This is a genomic window from Neorhizobium sp. T7_12 (assembly GCF_002968535.1).
Taxonomy (GTDB): Bacteria; Pseudomonadota; Alphaproteobacteria; order Rhizobiales; family Rhizobiaceae; genus Neorhizobium; species Neorhizobium tomejilense.
The window spans coordinates 438300-453050 of record NZ_PVBK01000003.1; the positions used below are offsets into that span (position 1 = coordinate 438300).

Here is a 14751-nt window from a genome sequence, read left to right on the forward strand (position 1 = left end):
GGCGGCAGCCCGTAGCGGTCGTAGACCCCTCAACCTCCCCTGTCGGCTGAGGGCTGGATGCCGGCCGCCGTCAGCACCGCATTGCGCGCATGCTGTTCGGGCAGAAGCTCGGCAAGAAGCTCGGAAAAATCCATGCGGCCGCGGCGCACGAGCGTCTCGATCGACATGGAAATCGGTGAATGGGGTTCGGTCCGGCGAAAATAGCGCGCCACCGCGATCAGCAGCTCGAAGGCCTCCTCGCGGGAGCGAAGAGTTTCGGCGGTGACCTGACGGGGCTGGGCTGCAGGTTCCGTCTCGGCCTCGTTCGTGTTGGCGGGGCGGAGGTCCGGCTTGTGCGGCAACTGTTGTTCCGGCGCGAGAACGACGGCTTCGATACCCGCCAGAACACGAATTGCAGAAGCCGCCTCATGCAATACATTGCGTGTATTCGAACTCGGTGGCGCCTGATCACCGCAGCGAGCATCAAGTATAGCGACCAGACGGTCGAAAGCGGCAATGCATTCCGTGAGTACCGTCAGGTGGCCTGACATGCGTGCGACACCGGCTTCCGTCGCCGCCTGCTGTAATTCCTGGCGCCGCTCGCTTTCGGTCGCCCGCTGGGAAAGCTGGAAATCCCAGAGGGAAAACTGAGCGAACTTTCCGCCTGGAATCAATGAAGTCAGGCGGATCGCCTGAATGATCGTCCCTTCGCCGCCGACGCCGTTCAGGCCTGCGAGAGGCGCAAACCGTTCCTCGAAATCGGCATCGCCGATCGAATACAGAGAGTCAAAATGATTGTCTAAAAGCGACACCATGGCTTCGTAAACGTCGCGCAGACCCTCGAAGCCACGCAGCCGCAGCTGAGCCTCTGCCAGCCAAGCCAATACTTCGATGTCCTTGCTCACTGAAGAAAGAATCTGCAATCCAAGATTGCTGACATCATGCCAGGCAGGTGAAAGACCAATAGCTTCACCTGGAACAGTTCCCCGTTCGGCGGTCCTTGCGGCGTTTCTCGCATCCTTAATTCTATAGTATATTTCGCGCACAGAAGTATTATCTCGAAGATTTTCTCCGCACGGGCCGCCTTCTTCAAATGGGGTGGCTATTTTTAGCACATTCACGCTATCATATTCTCCAAAAACGGGAGCATAAATTTGCAGATCGTCATCTTGTGAGCCATATACTGGCTTGTCAAGCTCCGGAAGCAGGTGACATTTTCATGACAACTATCGTAACCGCTATTTTTTGACATAGCGCAACTTTTGATCTGGACAAGGTCCGGTAACCGCCCTAGTTGTTGCCTCGCATCTCGAAAGAACACTGCACCTCGATCAAAAGATACAGGGCTTGCCGGATGTCGCACATCGATCTCAGCCGTCTGATTAGAACGCTTGAGCCAAATTTGCGTGTCGGTCTTGAGACAGCCGCTTCGCTTGCTGCACGTCATCAGCAGCCTGTCGTCGAGGTCGGTCACTGGCTTCGCGCGATTTTGGATATCCCTGAAGTTTCAGCTGTATTCGAGGATCTCAAGGTTCCTTCGGAAACGCTCCGCACCGAGCTCGATGCGGCGATTGCCGATATACGCCGGGAAGACGGCGCGTCGCTCGTGCTCTCCCAGAACCTGCTTTCGCTGGCTCGCGAAGCATGGCTTGTTGCCTCGCTTCAATTCGGGCGCAGTACCATCACGCTGGCGGATCTGCTGGCTGCACTGACCGCCGATCACGCTCTGCGATCCGTCGTGCGCGGGATTGCGCCTTCGATGCGCGGCCTCGACCGGACGCGTCTCGACGAGAAGCTCGAGAAAGCGACGATCGATCAAGCGGGTAACCCATCCGAGCCGGCTCTTTCGAGGCCGGCTTTTTCGTCGGCGGAGAACGAATTTCTGCGCCTTTATACCCGCGACATGACGGCTGATGCGCGTGCCGGAAAGCTCGACCCCGTCATCGGTCGCGACCGGGAGCTGCGCCAGCTGATCGACATCCTGATGCGGCGGCGGCAGAACAATCCGATCCTGGTGGGCGAGGCCGGCGTCGGCAAGACGGCGGTCGCCGAAGCGCTCGCCCTGGAGATTGCCGCTGAACGCGTGCCTGAGCGGCTGAAGCAGGTGAAGCTGCAGCTTCTCGATCTCAGCCTGCTGCAGGCCGGGGCCGGCGTGAAGGGCGAGTTCGAACGACGGCTGCATGGTGTCGTCGATGCCGTGAAAACCTCACCCGAACCAATCATCCTGTTCATCGACGAAGCCCATGGGCTGATCGGCGCGGGCGGACAGGCCGGGCAGGGTGATGCTGCCAATATCCTGAAGCCGGCCCTGGCGCGGGGCGAGCTGCGGACAATCGCGGCAACGACCTGGAGCGAATACAAGCGCTATATCGAGAAGGATGCGGCACTCACGCGGCGTTTCCAGATGGTACAGGTGCAGGAGCCGGATGAAGAGACGGCGGTGCGCATGCTGCGTGGGGTGGCCGAGAGCCTGAAGACACACCACAAGGTGCGGATCCGCGACGAGGCGCTGGTGGCCGCCGTTCGCCTTTCGGCCCGGTATCTGCCGGCCCGGCAGCTTCCCGACAAGGCGATCAGCCTGATCGATACGGCTGCAGCCGGGGTTGCGCTGGCGCGGCAGACGTCGCCGGAAGCGTTGAAGCTGCTGAACAACGAGCGGGATCTTCTGGAAACCGAAGCCAGATGGTTGTCGGGCGAGCCTGAAACACCGGGAAATGTCGCCCGGCTTGCCGAGATTGCGCGAGAACGAGACGAGATCGGTGCCGAAATCGATGCTCTGGGGGCGAAGTTCGACGAGGAGATGCGGCTTGCGCGCGAAGCCGATCGCCTTGAAGACGTCTTTTCGCATGACCCCGCCATCGTGCCGTTGTCTGCGGCCGGGGAGGCGAGCGGCAGCACCAATATCGCGCCTTTCCCGCCGCAGGCGATGACGCCCGAAAGCGCCCGCACCGCCTTTGCCGGCACCGAGCGAAGCCTTGTGGCAGTTGCCGGGGAGGCACCGCTCATGCCACGTGTTGTCGACAAGGAGGCGGTCGCGGCAGTGGTCGCCCGCTGGACCGGCATCCCGGTCGGCAAGCTTCTGTCCGACCAGGTCGAGACGGTGAAGACGCTCGATGTGCGGCTGAAGGAGCGCGTGCTCGGCCAGAATGCGGCCATCGAACGGATCGCATCGACGATGCGTGCTGCCCGCGCCGGTCTCACCGATCCGCGCCGGCCGCCGGCCGTCTTCCTGCTCGTCGGCATGTCCGGTACCGGCAAGACGGAGACGGCGCTGTCGCTTGCCGACATGCTTTATGGCGGCAGCCGATATCTGACGACTATCAACATGTCGGAATTCAAGGAAGAGCACAAAATCTCGATGCTGCTCGGCTCGCCACCCGGTTATGTGGGCTATGGTGAAGGCGGCGTCCTGACGGAGGCGGTGCGGCGCAGGCCCTATGGGGTGCTGCTGCTCGACGAGATCGACAAGGCGCATCCGGGCGTTCAGGAAATCTTCTACCAGGTGTTCGACAAGGGAACGCTGCGCGACGGCGAGGGTCGCGACATCGATTTCAAGAACACTACGATCTTCATGACGGCCAATACCGGTTCGGAACTGCTTGCGGCGCTTGCCGCGGATCCGGACACGATGCCGGAAGGCGAGGCGCTCGAAGCGCTTCTGCTTCCCGAGTTGCAGAAACATTTCAAACCGGCCTTCCTCGGACGCACCACGGTCCTTCCCTTCATGCCGCTCGGCCGCGGGACGTTGTCCGGCATCGTCGATATCCAGATCGGACGCATTCGCGACCGCGTTGGCGCAGCCTACGGCACGGCGCTCGACCTGTCGGCCGACGCGCGGGAAGCGCTGGTCTCCCGGGGGAAAACCAGCGAGATGGGCGCCCGCGCCATCGAGATCATGATCGCTCGCGATCTTCTGCCCGTGCTTTCCACCTTCTTCCTCGATGCCGTCGCGGAAGGTCGCAAGAGCGCCGGCATCACCATCAATTTCGACGGTCAACGCTTCGGCATCGATACCGAAAGCGCGGCCGTCCAGCACAAATTCGCCGAACCGGATCATAGCCGGCAGGCGGATGAAGAACCCTCGGGCCGCAAGCGCACCCGGGGAGGAGCAAGACGAAAGGCAACTGCGCCTTAGACGCAACTAGGCATTTTAATCCGATAATAGGAGAGCTGATAGCATGCCGATTTATCTGCAGATCGACGGTATTCAGGGTGACGCAACCCATGAACAGCACCGCAAGTGGATGGATATCGAAGCCATCCATTGGAACGTTGCCCGCAACATGAACACGTCTGCCGGTTCCGCGGCAAACCGTGAAGCTTCCGAGCCGACTGTCTCGGAAGTCATCCTCACCAAGGTCAGCGACTCCTCGTCGACCAAACTTTTCCAGGAAGCCTGCTCGGGCCGCACCGGCAAGCGCACTGTGATCCACCTGGTGACCACGGGTAACCCGGGCGACACGTATATCGAATACTCGCTTACCAACACGCTGATCGCCAGCTACTCGATCGATTCCAACGGTGACCGCCCGATCGAAACGATCAAGCTGAACTTCACCAAGATGGAGGTGAAGTACACGCCTTACGACGAGAATCATTCGCCGCAGTCGCCGATGATCGCGTCCTACGATCTTTCCACGGCCAAGGCCGCCTAAGGCCGCTCAACATTGCCGGCGCCGGCCTTTCGGCCGGCGTCGCATCCATGCGCTACCCCACCCGTCTACGCTTGCGCGGGTGACGGACGTTTTCGCAGATAGTTGAGAGATATTTTTTGGCTTTGGACGATGGGAGATGATCGTGGCATCCGCAAATCAACGCTTGAGCGATATTCTTGTAAAGCTTCCCAAACATAAGTCCCAATGGGAGCTGAACGTCGCCAGCCCCTACGTGCGCGCATATGACGCCGCGGTATTGAGTTACAATAACGAAATGAAGGCCCAAGGCGAGCGCGATCGCGCCACCGCCGAGATGTTTGTGCTGGCGGCTTCGATCCTGACCGGCAGTGTCATGATGGCCGCCTTCGCCACGACCTCGGTACGCGTGCTGGCGGGCCGCGCGATTGTCCGCGTGATCTGCAATAACAATCTCAACCGCACTTTCAATCTGATGGCCGCCGCGAACAATAACAAGGCGTTCATGTTCGCGCTGGGCGGTGTTCTGGACGAGGCCAAGAAGGTCGCCAACAAGCAGGTGACAAAACTGGTGGAAGGCCTGACGAGCACCGGGACACAGGTCTCCGCACCGACCTCGGTCAACTACGAGTCGCGTCTCATGGACTTCATCCGTGCCAGCCATATCTGCACGCATGAGTTCATCGAAGGCGTGAAGGAAGACAATTCCATCAGCGAGGCACACAAGGGACAAGTTGCGGACATGGCCGCCAGGATCCCGTTCTGCAACCCGCCGACCGGCAGTAGCGTCGACGAGAGGAAGCTGGCCGAAAAGATGGAACTGCTCTTCTACATGAGCGCAGTCTTGGATTCCGACAGGCTCGTCACCTACGCACCGTCTTATGGCGGAAGCGTCGGTGCCATAGGCCGCGAAACGAAATACGGCGAAAAGTCGATCTCGCAGATGCCGTCCGACCCCCGTTACCCGAAGGCCGTTCATCCCCGATTCAACGGCAGGCCTTTTGCGTCCTACGATCCGGGCCAGCGCATCGAATACGAGAGTATCGGTTCCGGTATCCGGGAGCGCGTCAACAAGCTCAGCATCAGCACCGGGAACGGACCGTTCTATCCGAACCAGAGTTTTGTGGAGAGGAAGCTGTTCGACCCGACTGGCCACGCACAGATGATGAAGGCCGAGCAGATCATCAACAAGCTCTACAACGACGCCCGCCCCAGGCAACTGACAGAAGTGCGGATGATCTGAGGTGCGGTGGATGAAGTTGATCGGTTTTCCTTCGCCATCGGTTCGGGCAGGCACCATTCCGCGACGGTCGCGGAATGTCGCCCTGGCATTTTTAATGACGGTATCGGCGCCCGCCATCTCATCTGCTTCGGGCGAAATCGACGAGGCTCTTCTTCACATAGAGCAGATCGGCGCACGCCTTTCGGCAATGCCGTCGGAGGTTGAAAACGTCGTGAAGGCCGCGACCGATCGAGGAAAAGCCGAGGCTTCGAAGGCGGGGCCTATCCTTGAACCGGCCGTCCGCGCTTCGTTCGATCCCAAAGTCATGGTGGCCGAGATATCGGACAGCCTGGCCGAGGTGGCTGACGGGAAAGTCGACCGCGCGGCCTTGGCCAAGGCCGCCATGGCGTTCGAGGATGGCCGCAAGAAAATCATCGCGATGTACGAAAGCCAGGATCGGGTGACCGCAAAACAGATCGAGGCCCGCATCTCCGGCGCCGATGACGGTCCCCGCATCAAGCAGTTGGCGGACCTGATGGCGTCGCCGGACCTGGCTGCCGAAACCGCTCTCACCATGCAGGTCATGTATGTCTCGCTGGAGGCATTTTCCGACGCGAATTCGGCTGAACTGGCATCCGCGTCACCGGAGAAACTGAAGTCCGAGCTTGGAGGCGTCATCACATCCCTGCGCGACAGGACCGAGAACGAAAAGCCGGTGCCCAAGGATGTTGCGCGGATGGAAGAAAAGGCGCGGCTGACGTTCATCCTTGCCGCTTTGCCAAAGGAAGATCTTTCGGTTCTTTCCGATTTTTATCAAAGCGCAGAAGGCAAGGCTAAGCGGCAAGCGCTTGTTGACGCTTACCAAAAGGTATCCGACCAGGCCAATACCAGGATGCTCGAACGATATTTCCCGGCATTGGCGGGATATTTCAAAACTCATCCCCGACCGCAGCAACAGTAGTTGAGCGTTTTTAGACGGGACTTGACGTATGGACGATTTGCAAACCTTTGCCGCCGATTTCATCCAGGCGAGCCGCATTCTGAAGGTCGTTTCGCCGCTCGGTGAGGACCAGCTTCTGCCGGAGCGGGTGACGATCGAGGAGGGCGTTTCTTCGCTTTTCGAGATCAAGCTGTCGGCGCGCGCCAAGAAACCGACGGTCAAGCCGGAAGAGCTTATCGGCCGGTTGATGGATGTTTCGGTGGAGGTGCAGCAGGGCGAAGGGGAGGGCGGCGTGCGCCGTCCGTTCAACGGCCTGGTGACCGAACTCAACGAAGGGCCGCCGGTCACCCGTGGCCTCAGATCCTATTCGATGGTGCTGCGGCCGCAGATGTGGCTTCTGTCGCGACGTTCCGATTGCCGTATCTGGATGGACAAGACCGCGATCGACATCGTCGAGACGCTGTTTTCCGAGCACGGCATTCCGGCGCCCGATACGTCCGGCATCGTGACGCCACCGCCGCCGCAACATTATTCGGTGCAGTGGAACGAGACCGACCTTGCCTATCTCACCCGCCGTTTCGAAGAGGACGGGCTGTTCTACTGGTTCAGCCATGAGGACGGAAAGCACAAGCTGCATGTGGGAGACAATGCCAGTTCCTGGCTTGGTCCATCTCCCTCGGCGCAGGGCGAGGGACGGGTACGTCTGGCGCAGGGCTCTTCCGACCGCAATCATATCAACGACTGGAGCCGGCGGTATTCCTACGTGCCCGGCCAGCGCGCCGGCGCCGACTGGAATTTCGAAACACCGCGTATGGTGCCTGGCACGATGACGCCGTCGCTGGTGCAAATGCCCGAGGCGATCAAGCGCGAGCTTTACGAATACCCGGCCCGCATATCCACAGTTGCTCAGGCCGAGCGTGCCGAAAAGCTGCGCATGCAGGCGAGCGAGGCCGATCACGACCGCGTCTCGAGTTCGTCGACATCGCGCATCCTCGAAGTCGGACGTCGGTTTACGCCCTACGAAGTGGCCCATCCGGACCATGTTTACGAGGAGCATGTGGTGACGAAGATGACCCAGAAGGTCGTCGATCGCTCCTATGAGACCAATACGAACGAGCCAGAATATACCAACACGTTCGAAGCGACCCCATCCCGCGTGCCGATGACGCCGCATCGGGAAACCAGGCGTCCGCGGATCGAAGGAACGCAGGTTGCGATCGTTGCAGGGCCGGCCGGCGAGGAAATCCATCCGGATCAGTACGGCCGCATCAAGCTCTGGTTCCCCTGGGACCGCAAGGCGAAGAAGGACGGCTCCGACACCTGCTGGGTGCGCGTGGCGCAGAACTGGGCCGGCTCCGCCTGGGGTGGACAGGTCATTCCGCGCATCGGCATGGAGGTCATGGTCGCCTTCATCGACGGCGATCCGGACCGGCCGCTGGTCACGGGCGTCGTGCCGAACCCGTCAAACGGGGTGCCCTATGACCTGCCGGCCAACAAGACGCGCATGGTGATGCGTTCCAATACCCATAAGGGCAACGGCTTCAACGAGATGACGTTCGAGGACGATGCCGGCCGGGAGAACATGTTCTTCCATGCCCAGAAGGACCAGACCACCCGCGTCCTCAACGACCGGACCAAGCGCGTCGACAGGCACGAGGTGTCGGCGATCGGTTCCAACCGCACGGTCGAAGTCGGCGGCAACCAGAAACACGAGGTCGGCGGCTCGATGAACACCGTCGTCGGTGGCACGGGGCCTGCAGCAATGGCGCTAATGTCCGCGGTGCAGGGGCTTGCCGGCCAGACTGCGACGCTTCTCGGCCAGGCAGGTCAGATCGCCGGCGGCGGCGGACCTGGCCTTGCCGCATTCGCGGGTACGCTTGCCTCCTCGGCGCTCGGGTTCCTGAATGCCGGCGGTCTCGGCAGCCGCCAGGGCGTCGTTTCCGGTCCGAGTCCTCGGGCCGACGCCGGCACCGCGCTGGCCGGCTCCGGCAGCGGTGTCGGCGATGCGGCCTCGAGCCTCTTTCCGCTGTCGGGGATCATGAACACCATCGTCGGGTCGTTCAAATCCGACACGGTGGGGGTCGCCCGAGTGGAGCAGATCGGTGTCAGCAAGGTTACGAATGTCGGCCAGACGTCTCTCGAAAAGGTCGGGAAGTTCAAGAAGGTGATCGTCGGCGAGGAGTTCGTCATCGAATGCGGCGCCTCCAAGTTCATCATGCGCCAGGACGGCACCGTCATCATCCTGGGCACGCATTTCAACTTCACCGCATCGGGCCCGACCCAGATTAACGGCAAGGTCGTCGACCTGAACAAGCCGGGCGGAGGATTTTCGGAAGCATCGCCTACCTCGTCCGACACGACAGCAAAGGGCTGACGCTCCGATGTCGGTCGATAATCGCACGCCTTTCCCAGCGCTCGCGTTCCGGCAGTACGGCCTGGAAGGAGAGCTCGCCGGCATCGTAGTGGCTCGCGGCACATTCAAGCTGACCGATGGTGGGCCCCTTCAGGTCGCGGAGGAGCAATATCCTCTGGTCATGTCGGACACCTATGAAGGTGACCCCCATGAAACACCGCAGATTGCCTGCACCGATTTGGCGCCCTTCAAGCCAGGAACGGACGTTACGTTTCTCGGCGCGACGTTTTCACCGGGCGGAGAAGCCGCATCCTCCTGGACCTGCGGTCTCAAGCTTGGACCGGTCAGCAAGCGGTTGCGTGTGCATGGACCTCGCGTCTGGCGCGCCCATACACGTAAAACCTGGAAGGGCCTTCTCGATCGAACCAAGGAAGATGCCCTGGATCATTGGGAACTTACTGAGGGAGAGCCGATCGAGTATCTTCCTATCGACTGGAGGCTGGCATTCGGCGGTCGGGAAGCGAACGAGACCGAAAAGCCGCCGGCAAGAAACCCGATAGGCAAAGGCCTTATCGATCCGACCATCTTTTTCAAAAGATCGGAATGGCCGGCTCCGCAGATAGAAGACGAGTCGCAGCCGATCCTAACAGTCGACGATCAGCCGGATCCGGCCAGTCTTGGGCCGCTGTCTCCCTTCTGGAAAGATCGCGCCCAACGCGCCGGGACCTATGATGACGCATGGCTGAAGGAGCAGCATCCGCTGCTGCCGCGGGATTTCGATTATCGTTTCTGGCAGGCTGCTCATCCCGACCTGGTCGCCGAACCCTGGCTTCAGGGAGACGAAGAGTTTGAGTTGCAAAACCTGCTGCCACGGCGGGAAACGCTCAAAGGGCTTCTTCCGAACATAGGGCTCTACGTCGAAATCGATCAAGAGCCGGTATCAAGCGAGGGATGGATGGTGCTCGATGGCGTGCACTTCGACATGCGCCCTGGGATCGGCCGCGTCTTTCTCACATGGCGCTGCAACTTTCCTTGGCCCGAGCGGCAGGGGCAACCCAAGCTCAGCATGGCCAGGCTGACGGAGAGTGTCAGCTAATGGCCGAAAACGAGCCCGCCGTCTCCGATCCGGAGCCCATGGAATATGTCCGGGTCGATCCGGTCAGCGGCAAACTCCTGCCATTGGAAGGGCAGGGGGGCAACAAGGCGCCTATTCAAAAGCCTACGGCGCCCGCTCCGCCGCCGCCGGAAATCATCCCCAAGGAAAGCACCGCGCTGGCGATCGTGACCTCGCCGGATGTGTGCCGCTCTCCGCAGACCCCGATCCCTTACATGACGTGGGGAAAGGGCTCCGACAATCTGAATTATTCTCCCGACGTCCGCGCCAATGGCCAGGTGATAAAGCTCCAGAGTTCCAAATTCTGGTGTTGCTACGGCGACGAGCCGGGCGTCGGGCGCGGGATCAAATCCAATACTGTCGGCGACGTGGTCGAGCCGGTGACGTCATCGACCATCGTGCGGGCGAACGGCCAGTGGGTTCAGCGTCATACGGACCGCTGCACGCTCAACAGAGGCAACGCTCCCGGCGAGTATATTTTCGTAAAGTCGGTTCAGACAGACAAGGCACCCGACGGAAACGACAAGCAGGACAAAACCCGGGACGAGCAGATCGCGGAGTATGCAGCGTCCAAAGGGTGGACACGTGCGGCCGATGGCGGCTGGAATACCAATCCCGGCGGATTCGGTTGGGCTTCCAACGACAAGGTCGGGGAGGAAATGGACTACGTGAACAGCGGCCGGGGCAATGTCCAGCCGTTTTCGATGGGCTCGGGTCCATCGGAACTCAAGCCTTACACACCGTCATGGACGGAGAATATCGAACATTCCGTTCAAGACCGGCTGATGTCCTGGGGCATGGACAAGTACGAGGCTGGCGAATACGGACGCAAGGTGGGCGGCCTGGCCGGTTTCGTGCCAGGCCTCGGAAACGGGCTTTCCGCCAACGATGCTTCCCGCTCTTTTGGTTCGGGCCAATATCTGCTGGGAGGCATCCAGTCGATCGGCGCCGTCATCGGCATTGGTCCGGGGCGGCTGTTAACCAAAGGTTTGGAGAAAGGCGCAGAGAAGGTCGTTCAGAACCAGGTCGAACGCGCTGCCGTGAAGGCTCTCGAAGAGAAGGCTGCAAAAGAGGCAGCGGAGGCGGCGGCAAAGAAAAAGGCGGAGGACGAAGCTGCTGCTACGGCCGAAAGCGGTGCAAAAGGTGGAAGAGTAACTCGACGGCTGCGGACTAAAGAAGAGTTGCTTCCTAACGGTAGCGTGCCAGGTAATCGTAACGGCGCGTTCGCACGCTGGTTTGACGACCTATCGCCGGATGAATTGGATATGCTCTGGAAGGATGGTAAAATTCGTGACGCCATCGAGGACAGAATCCGCAGCCCAGGCAATCTTCATGAATGGTTTATGGTGTCGCGGACTCCGACCTTCAAAAGGTGGGGCGTGCCCATGAGCGATATTAAAGATCTGAGAACACTTACTAGCGAGACAGGGGGAATTAATCCTGATTGGGTTCACGGCGGGGTAGGATCGACAACAGCCCACAACGAGCTCCTCAATATCATTGACAACTCCCTGAGCCGAGAAGACTTTACGCGCCAATTGAATAATTGGGCAAACTACCGCTTGACCAATGGTGTGAATGATCTTCCGCCGGGACTTCGTTTAGGAAATTAAAATGAGTTTACTCGACGATTGGACGATATTTTGCAGCGATGCAAATGCATTTCCCAATGGGCATTTTGCAAATCTCTTCCGAGAGCATCAGAGCTTTGCAGAACTCAAGACGATTTTTGCACCATTCGAGCAAGGCGAAGCCGCCACAAGCCGATTGCATGCGTTCTTCGAAGGGAACGTCAATCGCGGTTATTGGAGGCCGGATGAAAACAAGCGGGTTTCAAGTGCTGAGGCGTTAGAGATCGCAGCAAAGTTTCAGCTAGAAGTCACGAAACTTTTGTCAGACAAAAATCTCAATGACCTCAGCGATGAAATTCTTGCGCTCCCGGTATCTTTTGTGACTAATTCCAAAGAGGTGGAAGATCACACTAGACGAGATGACATTATTCACGCGGACTATGTGGATTTTATATCAGATATGTTTAGAGATAATTACTTGGTTTCCGAAGAAATAATGCTTGAACTCAAGGAAGCTGTGTATCAACTTTCCACAAATTTGGACGTAACGCGGTATTTGCTATCTCCGTTAACGTCTTTGGCTAATTCTTTCGATGAGGCTTACAGGCTCTGGTCGGCGGGGGGGGTTTACTGCTTCATGAACGACGCTTTAGAAGTTTCGATACTTCCTCGTTAGAAGTGAAGTTCTCTATCGGAAACAAAGGCTGCTCGCGTTGAATAATGCGCAAGAGGGGCTTGCCGACGATATCCACGACCGCGTCACGGAACTTTCCGAACAGGGAAATGATCTGTTTGATCGCGGAGATGCGAAAGCGGCAATATCGGTTTGGCGCTGGGCTCTCCAATTGCTGCCGGAGCCGCGCTGTAAGTGGGAGGCGGCCGTCTGGCTTCATGCTTCCATCGGCGAGGCGCAAAGGGTAATCCTCCCCGTGAATAAGGGTCTTCAAAAGTAGAATTTTCTCGGCAAGATGCTCGAGGAGATTTTGATGAAGAAAAGCCGATTTACCGAAGCGCAGATCATGGCGGTGTTGCGCCAGGCGGAAGGCGGAGTTCCTGGGCCTGAGCTTTGCCGGGAGCATAGCATCAGCACTGCCAGTTTTTACAAGTGGCGGGCGAAGTATGGCGGTATGGACGCTTCGATGATGAGCCAGATGAAGGCTCTTGAGGAAGAGAACCGCCGATTGAAGCGGATGTATGCCGACTTGAGCATGCAGGCGGATCTGCTGAAGGAGGCTCTCGGAAAAAAATGACGCGGCCATCTCAGCGCTGAGAGCCGGCCGAGAAAGCAGTGGCGCAACGCGGTGTGAGTATAGCGCTGGCATGCCGGACATTTGGCGTCAGCAGGGCGCTTGAGATGACCGATAATATGATCCGCAAGCCTGCGCCTTTTACCGGCATAATACCTCCAAATATATTGTTCCCGGCTGAAACACGGCTATTCCTCAGCACCACGTTCCAGCTGTTCCCGCCTGAAGGTTTAGACCTTCAGATTCTGGACACGAGCGCCCGACGCTCGGGCTCATAGGGCGGATGGCTTGATCTCGCCGTTGCCTTTGCAAAGCTCACTTGCGTCTAGGAGACCCCAACCGAACACAGGGTCTTTCCCGGGCTCCCCAATGTCGTCCGTCAATTGACTTATCTTGGCTTCCAGTCTTTCAAGCGACATACCCGGCTCCTCAGCAATCAACATCGAGACTGCTGCCGTTACGAAGGGTGCGGCGAAGGATGTTCCGGTTTTCTGTCGGGCACCGGAAATGGACGCCGCAGTCCAGACGCCGACGCCGGGAGCAGCAATGTCGATATGATCGCCCCGGACGGCACGTCGGTAAGGGTTGCGCGCCTTGTCGACTGCCGTCACGGCAATCACATCGCCATAGGCCGCGGGGTAAACGGGCTTGGCATTTGGACCGTCATTGCCGGCGGCCGCCACGAGGATCATGCCGCGGCCGGTCGCCGCTTCCACTGACCTCTCCAGCAGCGCGTTTGCCGGACCGGTCAAGCTCAGGTTGACGACCTTGACGTCACGTTGGCTTAGCAGATCGAGCGCGCGCACGAGATCATACGTGCTGGCAATATCCGCCGATCTGCCAAAGCGCCGAAAGGCATCGACGGCGATGAGTTCGGCTCCCGGCAGCAGGCCTGGAACCCGACTGTCTGAGGTGCCGACCAGAAGGGCGGCGACAGCAGTGCCATGCTGCGCCCCGGATTTCGTCTCCTCCTCGTTACCGAGACGAATGACCTCCAGCCGGCTGTTCATCAGGGCCATGTGGTCGATATTGATCGCCGTGTCGATGAGACCGATGCGGTGTTGCTTCGAACATCCCGCGACCTCGCCGGCCGGCCAACCAACGATCTCGCGGACAAGGGCACAGCCATGCCCCGTGCAGCCTCCTCTGGTTTCCGTTTGCGGCTGGTAGAAGTGGTTGAAATCGACCGACGCCGTCGCGCTGCCAGCAACAACTGCAGCACGCGCTGCAGCGAGCGTCATGTTACGCGGCACGGTAAGCCGGACCATTTCGCTGCCAATGATCGAAACCTGGGTGCGATCTTCAATGACGAACCCCTCCTGGACCAACCCGATGATAGCGGCTTCCTCAAGGTCCATCGCGACAAGCTCGTTCTGCGAACGGACTGGCACTGGGATCGCACCGCTCGCGGGTGCACGACGCTCCCGGGAAGGCCAGCGAAAGAGCGAACGTAGGTCGGTTAACCCGCCTCCACCACGATAATATCCGTCGCTGCCACCGCGTCCTCCACTTTCACCGCCGCCGTCATCGTCGCCACCATCGTCATCTCCATCGTCGTCATCGGCAAGCGCGGCGGGAATGGTGAATGCAACTCCGCTCAGGGGCAGGGGCAGGGCCATGATTGCTCCCACGGTGACTATGGCAGCAAGACAGCGCAATGATTTTACTATGACTATGAGCAGCATGATCTGTCT

At 59.4% G+C, this 14751-nt stretch carries 11 protein-coding genes and 1 pseudogene; 10 read left to right on the plus strand and 2 right to left on the minus strand.

What is annotated here, in order from left to right:
- Positions 1 to 29: 29 nt before the first annotated feature.
- Positions 30 to 1100, minus strand: a complete 1071-nt coding sequence (gene tssA, locus C5J26_RS11040) for a type VI secretion system protein TssA (RefSeq protein WP_105401787.1) — start codon at positions 1098 to 1100, stop codon at positions 30 to 32.
- A 233-nt stretch (positions 1101 to 1333) separates the two neighbouring features.
- On the opposite strand from tssA, the gene tssH reads away from it, so the two are divergent.
- From tssH to C5J26_RS11090, 10 genes and pseudogenes are all read left to right on the plus strand, one after another.
- Complete coding sequence (tssH, locus tag C5J26_RS11045) at positions 1334 to 4114, plus strand: type VI secretion system ATPase TssH (protein ID WP_105401788.1); 2781 nt, start codon at positions 1334 to 1336, stop codon at positions 4112 to 4114.
- Positions 4115 to 4157: 43 nt separating this feature from the next.
- On the plus strand, positions 4158 to 4634 hold the full coding sequence (locus tag C5J26_RS11050; RefSeq protein WP_041365441.1) for a type VI secretion system tube protein Hcp: 477 nt from the start codon (positions 4158 to 4160) through the stop codon (positions 4632 to 4634).
- 136 nt (positions 4635 to 4770) lie between these two features.
- Positions 4771 to 5853, plus strand: a complete 1083-nt coding sequence (locus tag C5J26_RS11055; protein WP_245441143.1) for a hypothetical protein — start codon at positions 4771 to 4773, stop codon at positions 5851 to 5853.
- Between the two features lie 94 nt (positions 5854 to 5947).
- Complete coding sequence (locus C5J26_RS11060) at positions 5948 to 6793, plus strand: hypothetical protein (protein ID WP_172745822.1); 846 nt, start codon at positions 5948 to 5950, stop codon at positions 6791 to 6793.
- A 28-nt stretch (positions 6794 to 6821) separates the two neighbouring features.
- A complete protein-coding gene (tssI, locus tag C5J26_RS11065; protein WP_105401790.1) occupies positions 6822 to 9146 on the plus strand; it encodes a type VI secretion system tip protein TssI/VgrG in 2325 nt (774 codons plus the stop codon).
- Positions 9147 to 9153: 7 nt separating this feature from the next.
- The gene (locus C5J26_RS11070; RefSeq protein ID WP_105401791.1) at positions 9154 to 10221 is read left to right on the plus strand and encodes a DUF2169 domain-containing protein; all 1068 of its coding nucleotides are present in this window, start codon (positions 9154 to 9156) and stop codon (positions 10219 to 10221) included.
- Positions 10221 to 11852 carry a DUF4150 domain-containing protein gene (locus C5J26_RS11075; RefSeq protein ID WP_172745823.1) on the plus strand — a complete coding sequence of 544 codons (1632 nt, stop codon included), beginning with the start codon at positions 10221 to 10223 and terminating at the stop codon, positions 11850 to 11852. Before C5J26_RS11070 ends, C5J26_RS11075 begins: the two co-directional genes overlap by 1 nt.
- Before the next feature lies 1 nt (position 11853).
- Positions 11854 to 12486, plus strand: coding sequence for a hypothetical protein (locus C5J26_RS11080; protein WP_105401793.1), 633 nt, complete (start codon positions 11854 to 11856; stop codon positions 12484 to 12486).
- Positions 12487 to 12523: 37 nt separating this feature from the next.
- Complete coding sequence (locus tag C5J26_RS11085) at positions 12524 to 12763, plus strand: hypothetical protein (protein WP_105401794.1); 240 nt, start codon at positions 12524 to 12526, stop codon at positions 12761 to 12763.
- A 33-nt stretch (positions 12764 to 12796) separates the two neighbouring features.
- Positions 12797 to 13152, plus strand: a pseudogene (locus C5J26_RS11090) (transposase); the annotation flags it as partial.
- A 177-nt stretch (positions 13153 to 13329) separates the two neighbouring features.
- Here the strand turns inward: C5J26_RS11090 and C5J26_RS11095 are convergent.
- Positions 13330 to 14742, minus strand: a complete 1413-nt coding sequence (locus tag C5J26_RS11095; RefSeq protein WP_105401795.1) for a S8 family serine peptidase — start codon at positions 14740 to 14742, stop codon at positions 13330 to 13332.
- Positions 14743 to 14751 lie beyond the last annotated feature (9 nt).

Excerpts from the sequence above, each read along its gene's own strand:
- tssH (WP_105401788.1), top strand. The coding sequence starts at position 1,334 with ATGTCGCACATCGATCTCAGCCGTCTGATTAGAACGCTTGAGCCAAAT.
- C5J26_RS11050 (WP_041365441.1), top strand. The coding sequence starts at position 4,158 with ATGCCGATTTATCTGCAGATCGACGGTATTCAGGGTGACGCAACCCAT.
- C5J26_RS11055 (WP_245441143.1), top strand. The coding sequence starts at position 4,771 with ATGATCGTGGCATCCGCAAATCAACGCTTGAGCGATATTCTTGTAAAG.
- C5J26_RS11060 (WP_172745822.1), top strand. The coding sequence starts at position 5,948 with ATGACGGTATCGGCGCCCGCCATCTCATCTGCTTCGGGCGAAATCGAC.
- tssI (WP_105401790.1), top strand. The coding sequence starts at position 6,822 with ATGGACGATTTGCAAACCTTTGCCGCCGATTTCATCCAGGCGAGCCGC.
- C5J26_RS11070 (WP_105401791.1), top strand. The coding sequence starts at position 9,154 with ATGTCGGTCGATAATCGCACGCCTTTCCCAGCGCTCGCGTTCCGGCAG.
- C5J26_RS11075 (WP_172745823.1), top strand. The coding sequence starts at position 10,221 with ATGGCCGAAAACGAGCCCGCCGTCTCCGATCCGGAGCCCATGGAATAT.
- C5J26_RS11080 (WP_105401793.1), top strand. The coding sequence starts at position 11,854 with ATGAGTTTACTCGACGATTGGACGATATTTTGCAGCGATGCAAATGCA.
- C5J26_RS11095 (WP_105401795.1), bottom strand. The coding sequence starts at position 14,742 with ATGCTGCTCATAGTCATAGTAAAATCATTGCGCTGTCTTGCTGCCATA.